Genomic DNA, 21,971 nt, shown 5'->3' with positions numbered 1-21,971 from the left:
GTCCCTATCGTCTAGAGGCCTAGGACATCGCCCTTTCACGGCGGTAACCGGGGTTCGAATCCCCGTAGGGACGCCATCTATTTTTTCTCTTCTTTATATTTCTTTGATCAGCATCTTAAGCTGCTCAAGTCCTACACTTTTATCAATTAATTAATGAAAATAATTCTTACCTACTTTAAGTTAATGATAATCACTTCCATTATCTTTCGCAGATTTAACCCTTCTCATGCGTTTTGCTTATTCCCCACTTTCTATTGCGGTTCTAACAGCTTTATCAACATCTAGTTTTGCAGAAGAATCAAATTATCAAGAATCCATCCTCAAGGAAGCTACGGTTAAGTTCAGCACGATTATTATCGAAGCTCAGCAAGCAAATGAAGTGGGAAAAACAGTTTATTCAAAAGAAGATTTAGAAAGTACGCCAAATAGCTCAAAGAACATTACCGATTTTTTAAAAGTGAATCCGAATGTGCAGTTTAGTCAGTCACAACTTGCAGCAGGTTCTCAAGGTGAAACTAAACCTGCCGAAATCTCTATTAATGGCGCACAAACCTTCCAAAACAATTTTATTGTGAATGGTGTTTCCAACAACCTACTTATTAATCCAGCAAATTCAAACACAAATACATTTCAAGATATCGGAACTGGCGCACAAGCTATGGCAGTGAACACTGACCTACTTTGTGAGCTTGAAGTATTAGATAGCAACGTGTCTGCCGCTTATGGTCAATTCACAGGTGGTGTTGTAAATGCTAAAACATGTGCACCGCAAACAGAGATAGGGAAAATTCACGGTTCTATCAATTACGATTATACTGAAAGCGATTGGGCTCGCTACAACTCAATTTCACCTTTAGAAGAAAGTAAATTTGAAGAGCCCACAGATGACTACCAAAAGGAATATACCAAACAAGGTCTAAGCACCAATATTTATGGGAAGCTCTCGAATGATTAGGGCTTTAATGCTTATGCTTCTCAACGAGAGTCTATCATCCCAGTCAAAAGTGGTTTTGAAACACCTAAAACAATTGATCAAGAACGACATATCTCAAATCTTGGTGCAACATTATTTTATACACCAAACGCCTCAACCAAAGCGAAGTTTGGTTTCGATTATGGTTTGCTCGATAGCTTAAGTTATGTGGACAGTAATCGTGATTCAGGTAGTACTACTGAAACCGAAACACTTACTCTGTTCTCGGAACTTGAACATCGCTTCAACTTAGGTACTCTCGTACACAAACTTAATTTCCAAAACTCGGCGACACAACGTATTGCTGACAATAACTACAGTATGCATTGGTACTACGCCAAAGGAAGTAAAGATTGGAATAATACCGATGTAGTTCGAGAGGGCGCCATCATGGGAGAGATTGAACAACGCCAAGACGTCCTTTCCTATGACCTACAAGCGAATATAGACCCTTTTAAACTTGGTCAATCCCAACACAACATGACTCTAGGTGCGGGTTATAGCCATGCTCATGTTGCGTGGAAACGAGCCGAGGATGTTTTACTCGCGACAAAGATCAACTTAAAAGAACTTGGCAAAGATACTACCTGCCTTCAAAGTGACCCATATTGTGATGAGAAACTAACTATAAATGGTTGGAATGGACAATATATCGCTGGTGGGACTCTGTACAAAGCTGGTGATATCAAAGCTCAGCAAGATCGCCTAAATATATTTATTGAAGATAATATTCAGTGGAATGATCAATTTTCAACACGCCTTGGTGTTCGTGCTGATTATGACTCTTTGAGTAGTAATATCAATATTTCCCCTCGCAGTCGTCTCTCTTACAAACCCTTTAGTAATGATCAATTGCATTTATCCGCTGGGTGGAATCGCTACTATGGTCAGCAAACTTTAGGTACAGAGCTGAATGAAATTCAAAATGATTTGCTCTACAAACTGTCACGTGAAAACCCACATGCGACTTGGGTAGAAACACAAACTGCACTATCCAGCGGTGCTCGTAGTTCAGCGCTCAATACCCCTTTCAGTGACGAGACTGTTTTAGGCCTGAATACACAAATCCAGAATTGGGATCTAGGGCTAAAATGGGTCAATCGTAAATATCAGGATGAAATATCAAAAACTAAAGTTACTCCTTTAGATGGATCAAAATTCTTCTACGAATATAACAATGATGGAAGTGGCAAAGCTGACATCTACACCCTAACACTTAAAAATCGTCAACCGATCGCACTGGGGGATAGCCAACATTTATTTGCCTTGGGATTTGACTACAGTGAAGTCTTCCGCAGTTATGTAGATTACACTTCAGCCTATGATCAAGCCACTCAAGATGAATGGGTCTCTTATGATGGTCAAATTATTCGTTGGTCAGACCGCCCTGCCCCAAACTTTAACCAACCATGGACCGCACGAGTAAACTGGGATATTACATTCGATACACTGCCTGTACGTATTTCAAACTTCTTTAGCTATAAAGACAGTTATGATGACATGATCGCAGTTACCAAGAAGAATGATAAAGTCGAATATAATGGCGAGTTGCTAGACACGTATTTAGCCTCTGAAATCAAACCTAAATTTACATGAGATATGCGCACCACCTATGACTGGGAAATTTCAAAAGATTTACATGCAATTTTTGGTTTAACCATTAACAACGTAACCAACCGCGTGAATACCTATACAACAGGCTCGACCTCAAATGATAGACCACGTGTGATGACTGAAATCGGCCGCCAATTTATTGCGGATGTTACTTTTAAATTCTAGAGCCTGAATAGGTACATGCTGCTGCTCTTTTTAATTTGCTTAGGCTATAATTAATGCGATTTCATATTGTGCCTTTGTGTCATGTTAAAAAAGATCTTACTGGTTTTACTGATTTTAGCCCCATCCGCGCTATATCTCTATATCGTCAACCGTGATGACAATAAAACTGCGGACACTGAGGCAGTGACAACGCCTGCTGAAAATCCCCAGCCTGAGCAATATCAGGCTCCAGATCACTAAGTTTTAGTGATCTTTTCAAATATTTATTTTTTATGGTCTTGAAATCTGTTCAGAAAATAACATCTTAATAAAATAAAGTTTTTGTTTTGCCTAATGTTTAAACTGTTAAATGAATTTTAGCAAAAACCCTTTTGACAAACCCCGGCTTAATCCTTAATATACGCATCACCTCGCAACGTCCCTATCGTCTAGAGGCCTAGGACATCGCCCTTTCACGGCGGTAACCGGGGTTCGAATCCCCGTAGGGACGCCATCTATTGATCTCATACGATCAGACCTTATTCGAAATTACCATTATTCGATTGCAGATTTGTAGTTTTTCACTACAATAGCTCGCTTCATTCCTTTGAAGTATTTCTTATTTCCTATGCACTCATCTCCGAATGATGCTACGCATCAGGGCAATTCTGCGCCTTTAAAACGCGCTATGAGTACTCGACATCTGGTCATGATTTCGCTTGGTGGCGCAATCGGAACAGGCCTATTTTTAGGGTCGGGTGAAGTCATTGCACAAACGGGGCCTGTAGGTGCCATTCTCGCTTATCTCCTGGGCGGTATTATCGCGTACATGGTGATGCTATGTTTGGGCGAACTTGCCGTTCATATGCCAGAATCTGGTTCATTTGGTGCTTATGCCAAACGTTATATTGGACCAGGCACAGGCTATACCATCACCTGGTTATACTGGCTGACATGGTCGGTCACTCTCGGAACTGAATTTACTGCAGCGGCCTTGCTGATGCAGGAATGGTTCCCGGACATTTCCATGTGGTTATGGACCATTATCTTTGGTGTATTCGTATTTAGTCTCAATATGATTTCTACCCGCTGGTTTGCCGAATCCGAATTCTGGCTGGCACTGGTGAAAGTGGTCACGGTTGTTGCTTTTATTCTTTTAGGTCTATTGGCCATCTTTGGTGTTCTGCGCTATCAAGGCTATGAAGCTGCACCTTTATTTACCAATCTGACTGCACAAGGCTGGTTCCCTGAAGGTCTATTCCCGATTTTTGCTACGATGCTGATCGTGAACTTTGCCTTCTCTGGTACCGAGCTGATTGGTGTGGCTGCCGGTGAAACTGAAGATCCTGCGAAAAATGTCCCTAAAGCGATTAATACGGCAATTTTCCGCTTATTAATTTTCTTTGTAGGTACCATTATCGTGGTAACAGCCTTACTTCCGCATCAGGAAGCGGGCTTAGCCGCTGAAGGCGTGAGTAGCAGTCCGTTCGTAACCGTATTCCAGCACATTGGTATCCCATATGCTGAAGACATCATCCGCTTTGTAATTATCACTGCGTTGTTGTCTGCTGCCAACTCGGGCTTATTTGCTGCTTCACGTATGATGTGGTCATTGTCATACAGCAAACAGTTGCCTGCCGTATTCTCAAGACTGAATGCTCGCGGTGTACCGTATATTGCAGTCATGGTGACCATGCTGGGTGCATTGCCAGGTTTATTGTCTGAACAGTTTGCGCCAGAGACGATCTTTACCAACTTGCTGGGCGTTGCGGCGTTTACCATGGTGGTGGTCTGGATGAGTATCTGCTTAAGCCAGTTCAACTTCCGTCGTCAATGGTATAAACAAGGTCATACTGCCAAAGAACTGGGCTTTGCTGCACCATTGTTCCCGATTGTGCCAATCCTGGGCTTTGTTTTCTGTTTTATTACCTGTATCAGTATGGTCTTTGATCCATCAATGCGCATCAGCTTCGTAGGATGTTTGCTATTTATTGCAGCATGTTACGCAAGTTATTATGCCTTTTATCATAACAAGTCTTAATCATCAGTTTTAAAAGAGCGGCTTCGGCCGCTCTTTTTTTATCTATACTATACTGATTGTATATTGTGCAACCTAATGGTGCATCGATGAAAATTGTGTTTATTCACGGCATGAACAAGCAACAGTATACGGCTACTTCATTGCGTCAACATTGGCTGCACCTCTTCAAAAGAGGCCTCCGGAAAAACCCTCAACAGCAAGCCCGTTTTACTTATTTAAAACGGCATATCCGTATCCCTTTTTATGGCGATTTACTTTCTCGGCATCATTTTCATAACGTATTGAATACCAGCACCCTGATGCCGCAACAATGGCCGCATTTCCCTTTTTTACATCCCGCACAGCTGCAACCGGCACCGCCACCAGATCAGTGTACCTATCAAATTTGTGACGTCCCGCAGTCGAATCTGGATGATATCCTGAATTTCAATCGGAAACTGAAGTTCATCACAGCATCAAGCAAAGATATTGCCTTGCGGGATTTTGCGGTACTCATCAATTATTTTCCCAGCTTACACGCCAGCTTTTTGCATAAATTTTTGCTAGAAGCTTATCTTTATTTAGCCAACCCACATTTTATGCAGGAAGTTCACTGCCGCATTCATGATCAACTTTATAGCAGCAGGCCACAGATTCTGGTGGCACATTCGCTTGGCAGCGTGATTGCCTATAATTATTTGATCCAGCATCCGGAGCTGAATATCAAGCGTTTTATTACTCTCGGATCACCGTTGGCATTTCGGGTGATCCAGGCTCATCTGCCGCAACCAATTGTACGGCCTGCTGCAATTTCAGGCGATTGGATAAATTTCTATTGTAGCGATGACTTTCTGACCGCCTTTCCATTATCAGAACCACCCTTCCAGTTTCAGCCGGCGGTTATTAATCAAGAGATTCATACTTCCATCTATCATCCGCATGATATTGATGGTTATATTCAGCATCCAGACGTCATTAAAGCGCTACTGGAATTGCTATAAGACTCACGTCAAACTCTAAATTCAACTTTTACCGTTCCATTCATATTCTTCTTCTATTCAGTAAAATCTTTCATCCAGACCTACCAATTTACTGCTTTTTCTGCCTTTTTTATAAATATACGGATGTCTGTTAATGATTGTTTTATCAAAGATAATTTACACATTAACGCCACAAAAAGTGCAGCTTGGCTTGTCGCAATTTTCTCTATACTGTGAATATATAGATCGACCTCCGTGAGGTATCGATGAAAGTTATTTTTATTCATGGAATGAACCAGCAACATCACAGTGCTGCATCGATTCGCCAGCGCTGGCTGCATATACTTCAAAAAGGCATTCGCAAACACCGTCATGATGCCAGATTCAGTTATTTACGACGTCACATTCACATTCCATTTTATGGAGACTTGCTTTCACACTATAACGTTCGCAACATCCTGAATGCTGGAACCTTGATGCCCCAGCAATGGCCCAGCTTTCGTTTCCGTCAACCTGTCCATCCTCAGCTTCCTGCACCAGTTCCACGTCCTGGCTGGCGCAAGCCCGTGATTTCAGATCTTCCTCAGCTTCATCTGAATGAGCCGATGGATTTCAAACAGAAATTCAAATTTATTACCACGCTAAGCAAAAATGTTGCACTGCGAGACGTTGTATTATTGCTTAATTATTTTCCCAGTCTGCATCGTAGCCTGCTTCAGAAATTTCTGATTGAAACCTATCTGTATCTCGACAATCCTGATTTCATGAAGGGAGTTCATGAGCGGATTGCCCGGCAATTGAATGGTCGTAAACCTTGTATTGTGATTGCTCACTCCCTGGGCAGTGTGATTGCCTATAATTATCTCATTCAGCATCCTGAACTGAATGTACAGCGTTTTATTACTTTAGGATCGCCATTAGCCTTCCAGGTGATCCAGTCACATTTACCGCAACCCATTGTACGACCTGCTGCAATTACAGGCGACTGGATAAATTTTTATTCAACTGATGATTTTCTTACCGCCTTTCCTCTTACACAACCGCCATTTCAGTTTCAACCTGCAAATTATTAACCACGGCATTCGTACCCATATTCACCGCCCGCATGATATTACCGGCTATTTACTCCATCCGCAGGTAGTAGAAGCAATTCTGGAATTGCTTAAAAATCCAGCTTAAACCATGTAATTTTCCAGTATTTTCTCTAGATTGTTTTAAATTTATGCACTCAACCCAGAAAATCATTTTTTTTATGGAAATGCGTTTGACACCCCCCTGTTTTCACCCTATTATACGCCCACCTCTGAAACGTCCCTATCGTCTAGAGGCCTAGGACATCGCCCTTTCACGGCGGTAACCGGGGTTCGAATCCCCGTAGGGACGCCAATTTTCAGAAGTACATTTTATTAAGTCCCTATCGTCTAGAGGCCTAGGACATCGCCCTTTCACGGCGGTAACCGGGGTTCGAATCCCCGTAGGGACGCCATTACTTCAAGCTAAAAGTAGCGGTTTTAAAATTTATCTTCTGTACTGTCCCTATCGTCTAGAGGCCTAGGACATCGCCCTTTCACGGCGGTAACCGGGGTTCGAATCCCCGTAGGGACGCCATATTCGAGATGGCAACATCTCAACAAAAAGCCCGAGCATTGCGACTCGGGCTTTTTTTTATCTTGCAAATTTTATTTCTGAAAACTTTAAACCTTGTTTTTATCATTCGTTCAAATCTAGCTCTCTTTCTGGGGGCTGCCATCCCATTCTTAATTTTACAATTTGTATTGTTTTAACATTTCTATGCATAGAAATATCCGTTCATTTTCATTTAAAGCAATACACCAATAAATTAGAACAAAAATTCAACACCCTGCTTTTAGAGGGCACGTTAAGGTAAATCAAGAGAAATCTGCAAGGATCAGATTATGTTCGTCAGCACAGAGCTAAGTTTACCTTTATCGCCAAATAAAAATCATAATTATCAAATTAAAAGCTTTAAGGATTGGGTCGACTTTTTTCAAGATACTGAAATTTCGACATATACCAAAACTGAAAAAGCTGAATCTTATTTGAGCGATCTGATTAAAAATTTAAATATTGATACTCTCGGATGGTTAGATCAGCCCGCACAGGTTGAACAGCATCTTTTAGAACAACATCATCAAATCTGTTCCACTTTCCAGGCCTATGTCAATCGCCGTAAACAGCAGCAGCCTCGGGAATATTTTCCAACGGTTTCTCATGCTTTCGAATTCCTGGCGAAAGTTGCACCGGTCAAACTGGTCGATGGTGCCTGGTTATATTCGACCGTGCCAAACTGTAATCAGCCCGAGCTAAAAGATTTGATTTACATCTATCTCGAAGAGCTTGGTTTAGGGCATCCGCGTGCCAATCATGTCACCATGTATCAGGACCTGTTGAGTCATTATGAGCTGAACAGTTACGCCGAGCATTTGGATGACAGTTACTACGAACAGGCTGCCGTACAGCTAGCACTAGCTTATGCCCCAGCCAAATATTTACCTTTGGTCATTGGCTTTAATCTCGGCTATGAACAGTTACCGCTACATCTGTTAATCACCAATTATGAACTGGCTGAACTGGGTATCGATCCGCATTATTTCAATGTGCACATTACTATTGATAATGTTCACAATGGTCATGCGCAGAAATCCCTGCAAGCGTTTATCCAGCATTTTAATCAAGCTGAAGATCCACAAATTTATCTTGAACTGATTAAAAAAGGCTATGTTCTGAATGACATCGGCAAAAGTTCCTCTCAGATCATTAAGGAACTGGATATTGGGCAGATGGCTTTAAAAGTTTTCCAGAATAAAGCGCTGATTGGTCAATATATTCATAATCAGAAATGCCAGTTTAGTGGCAAGACCATCAATGACTGGTTATCCGATCCTGCCCAGATTGCCGAGTTTTTGCAGGTCATGATTGACAAAGGCTGGATCGTAAAAGATGCACCAGTGGAGCAAAGCCGTTTCTGGAAAATGATAGATCATCCGGAAGGTAAAATGTTTGGGGTCTTTAATGCGACCGAAAAACAGATTATTAAAGACTGGATTCAGGGCGCAGGCTTGGCAACTCGCCTGTCCTCACGTAGTGCAACCCCATCACAGGCAAAAATTGAACCTGCAATGAGCCGTATGGACCAGCAGCGCTTGAATCAGTTAAAAAGTCGCTTCATGCGCTGTGAAGGTGCGGAACAGAAAATTGATTTACTGATTCCTTATACTGCACCGCATATGCATCATACTGAAATTGGTTTATGGGCGACTCGTCAGTTAAGCCAGTTATTATTTCCTTTTCAGACCCAGGCGATGCATTATTCCTAAAGCACCCCTAAGTGCCAGAAATTAAAAAACCGGACATTTGCAGTGTCCGGTTTTTTAATAAAGATTAAGCCGATTTTCGCGAGTTTAATTGTCCCTTGATCACCGCTTTGACATTGCCTTTCAGATACTGCAAAAAGACCTTTAGTGGTGACAGTTTCGGATTAGGCTGCTTGCCTTTGGCAATTTCTTTAAACTGCGCGGCATACCAGATGATTTCCATAATCGCCATTTTGTCGACCATTGGAATACCGGTTTTAATTTTCTCAACCGCATAACGTACATCATGCCCTGCAACCAGACGATTGCCCAAGTCAGGTTCTACCGCAAAGGGACGTGCAATCCCGACAAAATCACAAGCACCACTGTCAAGCGCGGCATTCATGCCTTCAACAGTTCGGAATCCACCAGTGACCATGATATGGCACTTCACTTCCTGACGGATTTTTTCGGCAAAATCGAGGAAATAGGCTTCACGAGCAATGGTCGAGGCCTTGCGCTTGTCTGCTTTCACGCCGGCCATCGCAGGTGCTTCATAGCTACCACCTGACACTTCAATGATATCAATGCCTGCAGCGTCCATCGCCTTAAAGACATAAATGACATCTTCTTCGCTAATACCGCCACGCTGGAAATCAGCTGAATTCAGCTTGACTGAAATAATAAAATTTTCCGAAGTCGCAGCACGAACAGCCTGATAGGTTTGCAGCAAGAAACGGGTACGATTCTCAATACTACCACCCCATTGATCCTGACGCTTATTGGTCAGCGGTGACAGAAACTGGCTAATCAGATAACCATGTGCCCCATGCAACTGCACCCCCTCAAATCCTGCTTTTTCACAGATAGCAGCCGAAGTGGCAAAGCGCTGGATAATATCCAGGATTTCATCTTCACGCAGTTCCCGCGGGGTTCCAAAGCTCATGGCCAAAGCCGGACTAAATGGGACTGCGGACGGTGCAACCGTTTCTTGATTCAGGCCCTTGGGACACTGGCGGCCCGGATGCGACAACTGGACCAGTTGTACCATGCCATGCTGTTTGCCTACGTCGGCCCAGACTTTGAGCTGCGCCAGATCGCGTTCTGTTTCTACCACTACGACGCCCGGTTCATTCTTGGCACGATAATCCACCATGACATTACCCGTAATAGCACAACCCAAGCCACCTTCGGCCCATGCTTCATACAACTTGAAATGCGCCTGATTGGGCTGGCCGGCATCATTGGCCAGTGCTTCACTCATGGCACCTTTAATGATGCGATTTTTAAAAGTGGTATTACGAATTTGAATGGAATCGGCCAATTGAGTCATGATCTGTCCTGATACGTTACTTTTATTTTGTACTCGTTTATAACGTAAGCCAGAACAATTGACAATCAGTCTTGTCAAATTTACACAATTTTATCTGCTTATTTTTTCATGGTTAAAGATTTTTGTGATTTAGTTTCTTGGATCAAAAGCATCCCGTACTGCTTCTCCCATATAGATCAGCAAACTCAGTACAATGGCCAAACTAAAGAATCCCGACAATGCTAGCCACGGCGCATTTAAGTTGTTTTTGGCCTGAAGCAAGAGTTCCCCTAGGGATGCCGAATCAGGTGGCAAACCATACCCTAAAAAATCCAGCGCTGTTAGTGCAGTAATATTGGCGGTTAGCATAAAAGGTAACTGTGACAGGCTAGAACCTATCACATTGGGGAGAATATGTTTGAACATGATCCGTCTATCCCCGGCCCCGATACTTCTTGCTGCCCAGACGTATTCCAGATTTCTGGCGCGCAAAAACTCAGCGCGCACCATACTCACCAGTGTGGTCCAGCCAAATAACAGCATGATCAGAAACAGCCAGTAAATACTCGGGGTAAACAGACTGACCAGTACCATCACCATAAACAGCATCGGCAAACCGCTCCAGACTTCGAGTATGCGTTGCCCGATCAGGTCAATCCATCCACCATAATAACCCTGAATTGCCCCTGCTAAAATTCCCAGCACCGCAGACAATAAAGTCAGAGCAAAACCAAACAGTAATGAAATCCTTAAACCATATAGAATCCGTGCCAGAACATCACGGCCCTGATCATCTGTTCCCAGCCAGTTTTGCGCACTCGGGGGCGATGGCACCGGTTCAGCCAGTTCAAAATTTGGCGTTTGATAGGAAAACGGAATGATGGGCCAGATCGCCCAGCCTTTTTCTGCAATCAGTTGCTGTACGGCAGGATCTTTATATTCTGCCTCTGTCTCAAATACCCCACCAAAAGTGGTTTCCGGATAGGATTTCAGGATGGGCAGATAAAAAGCATGATCATATTTCACCAGCAAGGGCTTATCGTTAGCAATTAGTTCTGCACCCAAGGAAATGATGAAAATAGCACTGAAAATAATGAAGCAGCTAAAGCCTAGCTTATGCTGCTTAAAACGTTGCCAGCGTGCTTGCATCAAGGAAGACATTATTGTGATCCTCGACGTGAACTGAAATGAATCCTTGGATCAATCAGTTGATAGAGCAAATCGCTGAGTAAACGCAGTATCAGACCGAGCAAGGTAAAGATAAACAAAGTACCAAAAATCACCGGATAGTCACGCTGGATAATCGCCTCAAAACCTAAGACGCCTAACCCATCCAGATTAAAGATAATCTCGATGAACAGGTTGCCCACGAAAAACACCCCGATCAGAACTTCGGGCAAACCTGCGATAAGCACTAAAATGGCATTCCGGAATACATGCCGATACAGCACTGCATGTTCAGTTAAACCTTTGGCCCGCGCAGCCAGGACATATTGTTTGCTCAGCTCTTCCACAAAAGAAAATTTGACCAGATAGGTCAAACTGGCAAATCCGCCGAGCACCATGGCCAACAGCGGCAAGGCCATATGCCAGAAATAATCATGAATTTTCGCAAAGAATGAGAGTTCAGCAAAATTTTCAGAGCGAATGCCCTGCAAGGGAAACCAGTGCAGATAAGACCCGCCAGCAAAAAAAACGATAAGTAAAATGGCAAAAATAAAGGCTGGAATGGCATAGCCCACGGCCAACATTAGAGAGGTGGTCTGATCAAACAGACTGCCATGTTTGCGGGCTTTCCTGATCCCTAAAGGAATGGAGACCAGATAAATCAACAAGGTACTCCACAAGCCTAAAGAAAGCGATATGGGCAATTTCTCCCAGATGAGCTCAGTCACAGGCTTGTCTTTGAAAAAACTCTGCCCCAGATCAAACTGCGCATAACGCGTTAGCATTTCCCAAAATCGAATATGCAGCGGCTGGTCAAAGCCGTACTGGATATTGATCTTCTCAAGCATCTCCGGTGTGAGGCCTTGCTTTCCCTGATACTGCAATCCGGTATGCGCCAAACTATTAACCTGTTGCGCCTGATAAATCGCCTGCTCCACCGGACCACCGGGTGCCAGCTGGATCACCATGAAATTGATCAGCAAAATGATCAGCAAGGTTGGAATCATCAGCAACAGACGTTTGAGAATATAAGTGCTCATGGCACTCCCTGATATGCTTGGAGCTTAATGCTGTTTGAAATAATCAGCCACATGTCTGGCCTTTGCCGCATCGACCCACCAGTAATCAATCCCGGCGGAGAGTTTAGGTTTTCGTTGCGGCTGCTGATACATATTCCAGTAAGCATACCAGTATTCGCCCGTACCATAAGTCAGAATATGATAATAGCCTGCACGCAGTAAACGGTCTAATGCTCGGGTACTATTCACCAGCTGTTCACGGTTTTGAGCCTGAGTCACCTGCTGAATGACTCCATCAATGGCCGGATTTCGAATGCCGGCATAATTATAATTACCTGACTGCGCTGCGGCCTGACTGCCCCAGAACTGTTTCTGCTCCTGCCCCGGTGTCAGGGATTGCGGCATGGTATCAACCATCATATCAAACTGATAATTCCGCAGCCGTTCATAATATTGCGCGGTTTCTACCATACGAATGCTGGCCTGAATGCCCAAGCGTTTTAAATGACGTAGATATGGCATCAGATCACGCTGTTGCTCCGCCTGATGCAACAGGAACTCAATCTGTACCGGTTGACCCGCAGCATTGACCAACTTCCCCTGTTGATAACGATAGCCTGCCTTTAATAGCAATTGACGGGCTTTTAACAGATTGTTCCGGTTAAAACCGGAGGCATCTGACTGAGGATATTTCCAGTCCTGCAGTACAGCCTGACGTTGAACCGGATCAAGCTGCTTTAAATGGGGTTTTAAAATGTGCAGTTCTTGAATGCCTGGCCGTCCATGAGATGCAAGCTCGCTATTGGAAAAAAAGCTGTTCAGGCGCTGATATTCACCATAGAACATGGCTTTATTCAGCCATTCAAAGTCATAGGCAAAACTCAAGGCTTGGCGGAAACGGATATCGGTAAAAGGCTGACGGCGGGTATTGAATATCAGACTCTGGGTCGGAATCGGGTTGTGATGCTGAAAGCGGTAACACTGCACCTGTCCTTGCCGAACGGCGGGAAACTGGTAGTCTTTCACCCAGCGGTTGACCTGTTTTTCCTCATGCAAGGTAAATTGGCCCGACTTGAAAGCTTCGAACTTGATTTCAGGACTACGATAATAACGATACTTGATCCGGTCAAAATTATAACGCCCGCGGTTGACCATCAAGTCTTTTCCCCAGTATCCGGGATTACGTTTGTAGCTAATACTACGTCCAGCATCTATGTGTTCAATGACATAAGGCCCTGAACCCAGCATCGGTTTCAGCGTCAATTCTTTAAAATTACGCTTTTGCCATTCCTGTTTAGAATAAATGGGCATCTGCGCGACAATCATCGCCATTTCCGGATTATGTCCGGATTTAAAATGCATTTTGACCTGTAAAGGTGACAGGACTTCCAGCCGGTTTAAATCAGCCAAATACATCTGCAGGCCAAAATTGGACTGGGTCTGAAACAGTTCAAAACTGTATTTGACATCTTGTGCAGTTACCGGCTGGCCATTACTAAACCGTGCTTTCGGATTTAAATGAAAAATAATAAAGGCGGTTTTCTTGGGGTCAAAACTGACTTTTTCCGCCAGCAAGGGATAGTACACACCGGGCTCATCCAGTGACTTGGACAGCAAACTGTCAAAAATATAGTTGCCCCCTTCAGTGACATTGCCCTTGCCATTCATGCTGTTTAAATTATCGAAACTGCCATCAGCTGCTAGAATCAGCGTACCGCCTTTCGTTGCTTGCGGATTGGCATAAGGCAGGGATTTGGCCTGGGCATATTTCGGCTGGTTATATAGCGCGATATATGGGGTGGTGATCAGGGCTGCCCAACTGCTACTCACGAGCAGCGGGGCTAGCCAGATAAACCTGAAAGTTTTAAATAAATGAGCGAATCTCATGATCCATTCATTAATTCGGTACTTTAATCACATCACCAATACGCAATTGTGTATTCGGTTTGAGATCATTCATTTCCGCCAGTTCATTGCTGTTCACGCCATAACGTGAGGCCAAACCGATTAAGGTATCACCGCGTTTGACCTTATAATCCGTCACCAGTTTTGGAATCTGAATGGTTTGACTGACACGCAATCCTGCGCGTGGGCTCAGATTATTTAACTGAGCCAGGTCGGTCACGCTTATGCCTAAACGGCTGGCAATTGTATTCAAGGATTCACCTGATTTTACCGTATAGGATTCAGTTGCCTTAGAAGCTACAGGCTTAGCTGCCACTTTCACGTCTTCAACTTTTTTATCTGCCGGAAAGTCACCATCAATTTTTAAACGCTGACCAATACGCACTGTGCTATTGCTATTCAGGCCGTTTAAATCTGCCAGATATTTCAGTTGTAAATGATACTGACGTGCAATAGAGCTTAAGGTTTCGCCTGATTTCACCACATGTGAATCCGATTTTGTATTCTTGGCCGCAGTTTCCGCGACCACTTCACGTACCGGTTCTGCGACTTCACCACTCAGTTTCAGACGCTGTCCTACACGCAAGCCGGCATTACGTGACATCCCATTCAGGCTCGCCACCTGGTCCATTGACAGATTGTATCTTGCGGCAATGCCGGTCAACGTATCACCCGATTGAACCGTATAGGTTTCAGGGATCTGACTACCGGCTGGAATCTTGATGGTCTGACCTATACGTAAACCACTATTGGCAGACAACCCATTCAGTGCAGCCAGTTCAGAGACACTCAGCTTGCTTTGACTGGCAATGCTATACAGGGTTTCACCGCGTTTGACCTGATAGTTTTCAGTCGCAGTCTGATCGACTTTGACATTTTCAAACTTCTGCTCAGTTTTCTGGCTAGATGCCGTTAGCCCTTCAACTTCCTGAAGTGGTACATTGATTTTCTGTCCCACCATCAGACTGCTACCGGCAGTCAGACCTGAAGTCAAGGATGCCAGTTCAGCATTTGAAAGCCCGTAACGATCGGCAATCAGTTTCAGATACTCACCGCGTTTCACTGTATAGGATTTAGTCTGAACCTTGGCAGTTTCAGCTTTTTTAATCTCTTCAGCTTTGGATTTAGAGGCAACCGTTTCTTTCAGTGACAGCTTTTGCCCAACAAACAGACCGCTATTGGTACTCAGTCCATTAAAATCAGCCAGTTGTTTCACACTGAAACCAAACTGGGTCGCCACGCTGGTCAGAGAATCATTGGCCTGAACGACATAAGTTTCCGGATTTTCTTTGGCTTTGCTGGCTTCCTGTACCGGTTTGGCATCATACAGATAAATGGTGGTGCCCACATACAGCGGAGAATTTGGATCAATCTGGTTCCATTTCGCTACATCACGCCAGTTCACGCCATTTTTGGCCGCAATCATTGCCAGATTATCACCTGGTAATACCTTATAGGTACTGCGTTTGCCTTTTGGAGCGACCACCACCACTTCAGAATCCGTCTCGACGTAATTTTTGCCCTGATTTAGCTTGGCTTCAACCGAGTTCGCAGTGGTATTGTCAGCAACTTCTTTTGGATAAGAGAAGCCTTTGGTGAGTTCCTTGCCTTGCTGCTCAGCCACAGACAGGCTGGTTTGAATGGCAGTCAGCTTGATTTTGCCGTCATAAGGATCAACAATTTCTGTGCCTGCTGGTGCCAATGCTTTCAGCTCTTCAACCACTTGGGCCTGTTCTGCCGGTGTTGCGACAGGCTGCAGAATTTCATCCACAGTTTTCTGAATATCCTGTGCGATGACTGCCTGCTGAACTTGCTGACGCTCAGCTGCAGAAATCGGTGGTTCGACCTGAATCTGTTTCGCTGGCGCCGCAGGCGTCACGGCTACCGGAATACGCGGCGCACTTGGAATTGGCAAATCACTTTGTGCCGCAAAACTGGCTAAAGCAGATGAGCCTTTAGGCGTCGAAATCTTTTTCGTAGTCTTCGTTACAGTATTGGCCGTTGTCGCCGTACTTACCGCTGCTGTGACGACAGTTGGCGTACTTGCAGCTTTAGCCGGAGTCGTTGTTTTAGCAACAGTCGTTGCAGGCTGATTACTAGCAACCGCTGGCGGAGTCTGTTTAGAAGGCGTAATCGTTTTGGTATTTAATTCTGGCGGTGCAGCTCTGGTGGGCACCACTGTCGTCGTATTTCGCGGCAAGCTGTTCGTGTTACTCGCCCATAAACCACCTGAACCGGATAATTTTTTCAGCTTTTCATCGACTGAAGGACTTAAATCAGCTGGAATCAGAATACGGCGCGGACTTGCAGGATCAATATGATCACCACGATGACCCGGGTTTAATTGATACAGTTCTGCACGGCTTAGACCAGTGATGGCTGCAATTTCATTTAAACTGGCAATGCCCACTGGCACTTCACGGAAATGCGGACGGTTGGCAATCGGTGGCAAACTCACCCCATAACTGCCCGGATTTTTAATAATTTGTGCAACCGCCAGGAAACGTGGCACGTAACTCATGGTTTCTTGTGGTAGTTTCAATGACCAATAATCGGTAGGCAGACCTGCAGCTTTGTTACGGTTAATCGCCTGCTGGATACGGCCTGGGCCGGCATTATAAGAAGCGAGCGCCAATTCCCAAGAACCAAACTGGTTATACAGACTGCCTAAAAATTCATAGGCTGCACGGGTAGATTCCACCACATCACGACGACCATCGTATAAAGAAGTCTGCTTTAGACCATAAATGCGGCCGGTACTTGGAATAAACTGCCATAAACCTGCTGCCGCCGCACTACTGGTCGCTGCCGGGTCATAAGAACTTTCAATAATCGGTAACAGTGCCAACTCGGTCGGCATGCCACGGCGTTCTGCTTCTTTTACTGTGTAATATAAATAACGTGATGCACGCGCACTTAAACGATCCAGATAAGGCTGACGTGAAATAAACCAGCCACGCTGCGCATCAATCCGCGGATTCCAGACACTTAAGTCCATCTTGAAACCTACGGTCATGCGTTTCCAGACATCACCATGTTTCAGAATCTGTAAACGGTCGCCTTCGACTGCACGCATATCCGTTGCAGAGAGTAAATCTTCGAGTCCATCTAGACTGCTGGCATCCAGATATTGTGATCCAACCTGCTTGCTTGATGCTGTTTGGGTCGCACTTTGTGTAGATGAACAGCCCGTCAGTCCTAGAGAAGCAAGCGCAGTTCCCAGTACAGAATATTTTAAAAATGTAGGTAATGTCGGCTGCCACAAAATTGCGGTTGGTTTATACATAAAGAAATCCAAACAACTCGTATATAAATTTATTTTTTAGATATGCCATTGTAGTGAAGCATGTCGAAGACTCAAGCCAATAATTTACCGCGATTTCACGTTAAATGTTACAAGAAATTAAAAAATCCCGGACATATAGATTGATCGACTGCATTTGCGCTATACAATAAGCCTTCCAGCTTGTTCTATTTTGATCGGATTTAATCTATGTCACACACTATCACACTTTATGTTGATGGCGCCTGTCGCGGCAACCCGGGTTTAGGCGGCTGGGGTGCGTACATTGTTAATGGCCAACAAGAACACAAAATTTATGGCGGTGAAGATCATACTACCAATAACCGCATGGAACTGACGGCTGCGATTGAAGGGATTCTGTTCTGTGACAAGCAAGACAAACTGGTGATCTATACCGATTCCAAGTACGTCAAACAAGGCATTACCGAATGGATTCATGGCTGGAAAAAGAAAAACTGGAAAGATGTCAAAAATCCGGATCTTTGGCAAAAACTCGATGAAGTCTGTCAGGGACGTGAGATCGAATGGCACTGGGTCAAAGGTCATGCTGGACATCCGGGCAATGAAATGGCCGATCAGCTGGCCAACCTGGGTGCTGATGAAACCCTGAAAAAATCCAAGCAAAGCCCTTCAATCTCTGAAGATAAAAAAAAATCTGAACCCGACTGGTTGCTAGACGATCCTTTCGGTCTGGATCTGGCCGACAGTGAAGAAGAACTGGAAGAACCGCCCGAAACCATCATCGAAGTAACTGTTGAAGAAATTGTACAGATTGAAGTTTTAGCAACGAACAGCAATGAAGATGCTTCATCTTCAGACGCATCTGCCTCGCTTGAGATACATCCGCAAATTGTCATTACACCAGCAAAGCTACAGCTGCATGGCCCACGACAACTGATTCTGGATACTGAAACCACCGGTTTTTATTATCAGGATGGTGACCGAATTATTGAAGTCGGCGCGCTGGAAATGATTAACCGCAAACTGACCGGCAGTTCGATTCATATTTATATCAATCCGAAAACACCGGTCGGCGATTCTGTCAATGTCCACGGGATCACCGACGAATTCCTGCAAGACAAACCGCTGTTTGAAGAAATTTCTCAAGTGCTGTTTGACTATTTACACGGCGCGGAAATTATTGCGCATAACGCGACCTTCGATATGAACTTCCTGGATATGGAATTCAAACGCGCAGGTTTTAAAGCGCTCTCCGAGGTTTGTGACGTCACCGACACCTTGGCACTGGCTAAGTCCAAGCATCCCGGGCAGAAAAACTCGCTGGATGCTTTAGTGCGCCGTTACGAGATTCCACAACGCGACCGTACCTTCCACGGCGCCTTGCTCGATGCAGAAATCTTGTCCGATGTTTATCTGGCGATGACCGGTGGACAGGTGTCTTTTGATATCGATGCCCTGTCTCAGTCTGAAGACCAGAACAGCCGTTCAGGGATGGCCAGAGTTGAAATTGAATTGCCGGTGATTCTTCCGTCAGAACAGGAATTGCAGGAACATGAGAATTGGGTCAAACAATTCGAAGAAAAAAATGGAACTGCTTGCCTTTTCGCGAAATAAAATCTACATTTCCGAGGATACTTTAGGTTTAAAACTATCGTTCTTCAGTTATAGTAAATACAAAGAGGCCCCGTAGTTTAAAGCGGGGGCTCATATATAGATAATACTCCAGGAAAGGTGCAGATCATGTCTTACCAAACCTCTATACATTTTGATCCAACAGCTTTACTGATAATAAAAAATGAGGTTGATAACTCGATCAAGTTAGTCGAATCAGCAGTAAGCACCTTGGTAGAAGACCAGACTTTACCTTTTGGTATTGATGATGCATTAAATCAGTTCGAACAATGCGCCCAGGTTCTGGCACTCATCGACATGTCCAGTCTGGCAAAAGTCGCTCAATATTCAGCAGAATTAATGCGCAAGATTATGGGGAATCCGGCGCAGGTCAATACTCAAGAAGTGATCGCCTTGAGTGAAGGCACCACTATGCTGAAACGCTATATCGAATTTATCTGTTTGCGTGAAGTAAAAATTCCACAGTTTTTGCTGGATACCCTGAACCGCTTGGAACTGGCTTTGGGTAAACCACTGACGACTGAAGGCCAGCATGTAGAATCGCTATTAGATTGCGTCACTCCTGATTTTGCGCTGCCACAGGCACTAAGTCTGGAAAAATCCCAATATGTACACCGTCTGTATAAGCTGTCACTCAACAAGCTGATCAATCAGGAAGAAAGTGAACTGGATTTGCAAGCCATCAAACTGGTGGGGGCTTATCTGGCCGGACTTGCAGAACAACATGACAGCAAGCAGTACTGGAATCTGGTATATGTCGCGTTAAACAATATTGAGCACCTGCTGATTAATGAGCCACGTCTACGTACCTTGGTGAGCATTGAGCGCAACATGGCACAGTATTTTAGCTCGGCAGACAGCTTCAAGGCTTCGCTGGCTGATCTGGCCAATGTGCTCAGCCTATGTATCAGTCAGGAAGATGAAACTGCGCAATCTATCCGTAGCCAGCTCAATGTTGGCGATGACCTACTGACCGATATGCAATTACAGGTCTTCAGTCGCCACCTGTATGGTCCTGACTTTGAAACCATGCATACCATCAGCGAGTTGGTGACCACGGAAATGGCACAGATTCGTAATGACATCGAGTTCAACTATCAGAATATGACGCCTGAAAAGACTCAGGAATTACAGGCTCAACTGAATAGTTTGGCCAATATCTTCAAGGTGTTGAACCTGAATGAAGCCTATCATGACCTGACCCGTCAGGCTGCTTCACTGAGCCAGCCCGAGATTATGCAGGATGCCAGCTTTGCTCAGCAGTTGATGAATGTCATTCTGTCTGCCATGAACTCGATTGGCGTACTGGAACGTCATCACACTTCGAGCCGCTTGCAGCTGCGCGTCAACAACATGAATATTTCTCTGGACCGTCTGGATGAAGCACACGCTGCTTTACTCACAGAAACCAAGGCCCTGATCGAGCTTTCTAGCCAGATTCTCAGCAATTACCTGCAAGATCATGACTTGACTGCCCTCGAACCTGTTCCTGTACAGTTTTGCGAGATTGGCGGCGCGATGCTGTTCCTGAATGCAGAACATGTTCGTACTGCGTTCACTACCACTGCAGAATTCATCAAGAACCGTATTGATCTGTCGATTGCATTAAGTCCGGAAGAAATTCATCGTGCTTTAGACACCTTGGCCAGTGCCGACATGATGATTGATAACTTAAAGAACAAACAGCCTGTATTACAGGCGATGTTTCAGGTAGCATTGGACAGTAGTGAGAAACTCAAAATAGTTGCCTAATGTCCAAATTATCACTTGCTTATATTTTTCAACAACAGCAACTGCTGGTCGATCAACACTTTCAACTTCCACGGGTTGAAGCCTTAGCAAGTGATTTGCTACTCCACACGGGTGATCAGGTGATTGCCCGTGATCTTCTTCCCGATGAGCCGATTCCTGCAGGCTTGCAACTAGTTCCCATCCGTCAGCTGTTACAGTTCTGGAATACCCAGCAATTCGAACAGGCCAGCCGCGCAGTACAACTTTTAGAATGGCGTCGTAACCATAAGTTCTGTAGTCATTGCGGTACAGCGACTGAAGCGCATGCTGTTGAATATGCCATGGTCTGCCCATCCTGCAACTACCGGCAATATCCACGGGTACAGCCTTGCGTTATTACCGTCATTACCCGAGGCAAAGACGAGATTCTGCTGGCCAAAAATGCACGTAATACTAAAAGCCAGATGTATGGACTGATTGCCGGTTTCGTTGAAGTGGGTGAAACGCTGGAAGATGCAGTACGTCGTGAAACGCTAGAAGAAGTTGGCTTACAACTCAAGAATATTCAGTATCTGGCCAGCCAGCCCTGGCCTTTCCCAAGCAATCTGATGATTGCCTTCAAGGCAGAATATGCTGGCGGTGAGCTACAGCTGCAGGAAGAAGAAATTAGCGATGCGCAATTCTTTAAATTCGATCAGCTGCCTGAAATTCCGTTTAAAGGCAGTATTGCCCATGTCATGATCATGCATGTGACTCAAGGTACGCCCGTCGCAGACGACACCAAGACCTGGCTGTAAATCTGTATTTGAAAGATTTAGCCCAACGGCTCAAAAAAAGAATCCAGGGGAGATCATCCACTGGATTCTTTTTTATCTAGTGCTTGGTTAAACTAACA

Annotated in this window: 15 protein-coding genes, 5 tRNA genes and 1 pseudogene; 16 read left to right on the top strand and 5 right to left on the bottom strand. The window is 44.6% G+C overall.

Features of this window, described 5'->3' with window-relative positions; genetic code table 11:
• The 13 genes and pseudogenes from FTV42_RS04995 to FTV42_RS04945 all read left to right on the top strand — a co-directional run bounded on the left by FTV42_RS04995 (nucleotide 1) and on the right by FTV42_RS04945 (nucleotide 9,069).
• Nucleotides 1-76 (top strand) — tRNA-Glu (locus FTV42_RS04995).
• Nucleotides 77-226: 150 nt separating this feature from the next.
• Nucleotides 227-955 (top strand): Plug domain-containing protein, encoded by a 729-nt coding sequence (locus FTV42_RS17535; RefSeq protein WP_249449797.1) that lies wholly within the window; start codon nucleotides 227-229, stop codon nucleotides 953-955.
• Between the two features lie 186 nt (nucleotides 956-1,141).
• Nucleotides 1,142-2,569: a hypothetical protein gene (locus FTV42_RS17530; RefSeq protein WP_306669648.1), complete on the top strand. Its 1,428-nt coding sequence runs from the start codon at nucleotides 1,142-1,144 to the stop codon at nucleotides 2,567-2,569.
• Nucleotides 2,570-2,572: 3 nt separating this feature from the next.
• Nucleotides 2,573-2,752 carry a hypothetical protein gene (locus FTV42_RS17525; protein ID WP_257223407.1) on the top strand — a complete coding sequence of 60 codons (180 nt, stop codon included), beginning with the start codon at nucleotides 2,573-2,575 and terminating at the stop codon, nucleotides 2,750-2,752.
• An 81-nt stretch (nucleotides 2,753-2,833) separates the two neighbouring features.
• Nucleotides 2,834-2,992: a hypothetical protein gene (locus FTV42_RS04985; protein WP_180037794.1), complete on the top strand. Its 159-nt coding sequence runs from the start codon at nucleotides 2,834-2,836 to the stop codon at nucleotides 2,990-2,992.
• Nucleotides 2,993-3,169: 177 nt separating this feature from the next.
• Nucleotides 3,170-3,245: transfer RNA gene (locus FTV42_RS04980), tRNA-Glu, on the top strand.
• 114 nt (nucleotides 3,246-3,359) lie between these two features.
• Nucleotides 3,360-4,772: an amino acid permease gene (locus tag FTV42_RS04975; protein WP_180037792.1), complete on the top strand. Its 1,413-nt coding sequence runs from the start codon at nucleotides 3,360-3,362 to the stop codon at nucleotides 4,770-4,772.
• An 86-nt stretch (nucleotides 4,773-4,858) separates the two neighbouring features.
• Entirely contained in the window at nucleotides 4,859-5,752 is an 894-nt protein-coding gene (locus FTV42_RS04970; RefSeq protein WP_180037790.1) for an alpha/beta fold hydrolase, read from the top strand.
• 245 nt (nucleotides 5,753-5,997) lie between these two features.
• A pseudogene (locus FTV42_RS04965) lies at nucleotides 5,998-6,910 on the top strand (alpha/beta hydrolase).
• A gap of 131 nt (nucleotides 6,911-7,041) precedes the next feature.
• Nucleotides 7,042-7,117 (top strand) — tRNA-Glu (locus FTV42_RS04960).
• A gap of 24 nt (nucleotides 7,118-7,141) precedes the next feature.
• Nucleotides 7,142-7,217, top strand: a tRNA-Glu gene (locus tag FTV42_RS04955).
• Between the two features lie 46 nt (nucleotides 7,218-7,263).
• Nucleotides 7,264-7,339: transfer RNA gene (locus FTV42_RS04950), tRNA-Glu, on the top strand.
• Nucleotides 7,340-7,647: 308 nt separating this feature from the next.
• Nucleotides 7,648-9,069 carry an iron-containing redox enzyme family protein gene (locus tag FTV42_RS04945; protein ID WP_180037788.1) on the top strand — a complete coding sequence of 474 codons (1,422 nt, stop codon included), beginning with the start codon at nucleotides 7,648-7,650 and terminating at the stop codon, nucleotides 9,067-9,069.
• A 64-nt stretch (nucleotides 9,070-9,133) separates the two neighbouring features.
• Here FTV42_RS04945 and FTV42_RS04940 read toward each other — a convergent pair whose 3' ends face one another.
• The 5 genes from FTV42_RS04940 to FTV42_RS04920 all read right to left on the bottom strand — a co-directional run bounded on the left by FTV42_RS04940 (nucleotide 9,134) and on the right by FTV42_RS04920 (nucleotide 17,734).
• On the bottom strand, nucleotides 9,134-10,378 hold the full coding sequence (locus FTV42_RS04940) for an NADH:flavin oxidoreductase/NADH oxidase family protein (protein ID WP_148334381.1): 1,245 nt from the start codon (nucleotides 10,376-10,378) through the stop codon (nucleotides 9,134-9,136).
• 129 nt (nucleotides 10,379-10,507) lie between these two features.
• Complete coding sequence (locus tag FTV42_RS04935) at nucleotides 10,508-11,518, bottom strand: ABC transporter permease (RefSeq protein WP_180037786.1); 1,011 nt, start codon at nucleotides 11,516-11,518, stop codon at nucleotides 10,508-10,510.
• On the bottom strand, nucleotides 11,518-12,564 hold the full coding sequence (gene yejB / locus FTV42_RS04930; protein WP_180037784.1) for a microcin C ABC transporter permease YejB: 1,047 nt from the start codon (nucleotides 12,562-12,564) through the stop codon (nucleotides 11,518-11,520). Before yejB ends, FTV42_RS04935 begins: the two co-directional genes overlap by 1 nt.
• Before the next feature lie 24 nt (nucleotides 12,565-12,588).
• A complete protein-coding gene (locus FTV42_RS04925; RefSeq protein WP_180037782.1) occupies nucleotides 12,589-14,430 on the bottom strand; it encodes an extracellular solute-binding protein in 1,842 nt (613 codons plus the stop codon).
• Between the two features lie 10 nt (nucleotides 14,431-14,440).
• Entirely contained in the window at nucleotides 14,441-17,734 is a 3,294-nt protein-coding gene (locus FTV42_RS04920; protein WP_180037780.1) for a LysM peptidoglycan-binding domain-containing protein, read from the bottom strand.
• A gap of 207 nt (nucleotides 17,735-17,941) precedes the next feature.
• Here FTV42_RS04920 and dnaQ point away from each other — a divergent pair, with 207 nt between their 5' ends.
• The 3 genes from dnaQ to nudC all read left to right on the top strand — a co-directional run bounded on the left by dnaQ (nucleotide 17,942) and on the right by nudC (nucleotide 21,873).
• Nucleotides 17,942-19,327, top strand: a complete 1,386-nt coding sequence (gene dnaQ, locus FTV42_RS04915) for a DNA polymerase III subunit epsilon (protein WP_180037778.1) — start codon at nucleotides 17,942-17,944, stop codon at nucleotides 19,325-19,327.
• Nucleotides 19,328-19,453: 126 nt separating this feature from the next.
• Nucleotides 19,454-21,097: a chemotaxis protein gene (locus FTV42_RS04910; protein ID WP_180037776.1), complete on the top strand. Its 1,644-nt coding sequence runs from the start codon at nucleotides 19,454-19,456 to the stop codon at nucleotides 21,095-21,097.
• The gene (nudC, locus tag FTV42_RS04905) at nucleotides 21,097-21,873 is read left to right on the top strand and encodes an NAD(+) diphosphatase (RefSeq protein WP_180037774.1); all 777 of its coding nucleotides are present in this window, start codon (nucleotides 21,097-21,099) and stop codon (nucleotides 21,871-21,873) included. The genes FTV42_RS04910 and nudC overlap by 1 nt, the downstream gene beginning before the upstream one ends.
• Nucleotides 21,874-21,971: the final 98 nt, after the last annotated feature.

Origin of the sequence: Acinetobacter sp. YH16052 (assembly GCF_013417155.1) — a bacterium.
Lineage (GTDB): Bacteria > Pseudomonadota > Gammaproteobacteria > Pseudomonadales > Moraxellaceae > Acinetobacter.
The sequence above is the reverse complement of the archived record's forward strand: the minus strand, read 5'-3'. Positions and strand labels throughout refer to the sequence as shown.

Bases quoted from the DNA above. Each gene is read 5' to 3' on its own strand.
- FTV42_RS17535 (WP_249449797.1), top strand. From the start codon at position 227: ATGCGTTTTGCTTATTCCCCACTTTCTATTGCGGTTCTAACAGCTTTA.
- FTV42_RS17525 (WP_257223407.1), top strand. From the start codon at position 2,573: ATGCGCACCACCTATGACTGGGAAATTTCAAAAGATTTACATGCAATT.
- FTV42_RS04985 (WP_180037794.1), top strand. From the start codon at position 2,834: ATGTTAAAAAAGATCTTACTGGTTTTACTGATTTTAGCCCCATCCGCG.
- FTV42_RS04975 (WP_180037792.1), top strand. From the start codon at position 3,360: ATGCACTCATCTCCGAATGATGCTACGCATCAGGGCAATTCTGCGCCT.
- FTV42_RS04970 (WP_180037790.1), top strand. From the start codon at position 4,859: ATGAAAATTGTGTTTATTCACGGCATGAACAAGCAACAGTATACGGCT.
- FTV42_RS04945 (WP_180037788.1), top strand. From the start codon at position 7,648: ATGTTCGTCAGCACAGAGCTAAGTTTACCTTTATCGCCAAATAAAAAT.
- FTV42_RS04940 (WP_148334381.1), bottom strand. From the start codon at position 10,378: ATGACTCAATTGGCCGATTCCATTCAAATTCGTAATACCACTTTTAAA.
- FTV42_RS04935 (WP_180037786.1), bottom strand. From the start codon at position 11,518: ATGTCTTCCTTGATGCAAGCACGCTGGCAACGTTTTAAGCAGCATAAG.
- yejB (WP_180037784.1), bottom strand. From the start codon at position 12,564: ATGAGCACTTATATTCTCAAACGTCTGTTGCTGATGATTCCAACCTTG.
- FTV42_RS04925 (WP_180037782.1), bottom strand. From the start codon at position 14,430: ATGAGATTCGCTCATTTATTTAAAACTTTCAGGTTTATCTGGCTAGCC.
- FTV42_RS04920 (WP_180037780.1), bottom strand. From the start codon at position 17,734: ATGTATAAACCAACCGCAATTTTGTGGCAGCCGACATTACCTACATTT.
- dnaQ (WP_180037778.1), top strand. From the start codon at position 17,942: ATGTCACACACTATCACACTTTATGTTGATGGCGCCTGTCGCGGCAAC.
- FTV42_RS04910 (WP_180037776.1), top strand. From the start codon at position 19,454: ATGTCTTACCAAACCTCTATACATTTTGATCCAACAGCTTTACTGATA.
- nudC (WP_180037774.1), top strand. From the start codon at position 21,097: ATGTCCAAATTATCACTTGCTTATATTTTTCAACAACAGCAACTGCTG.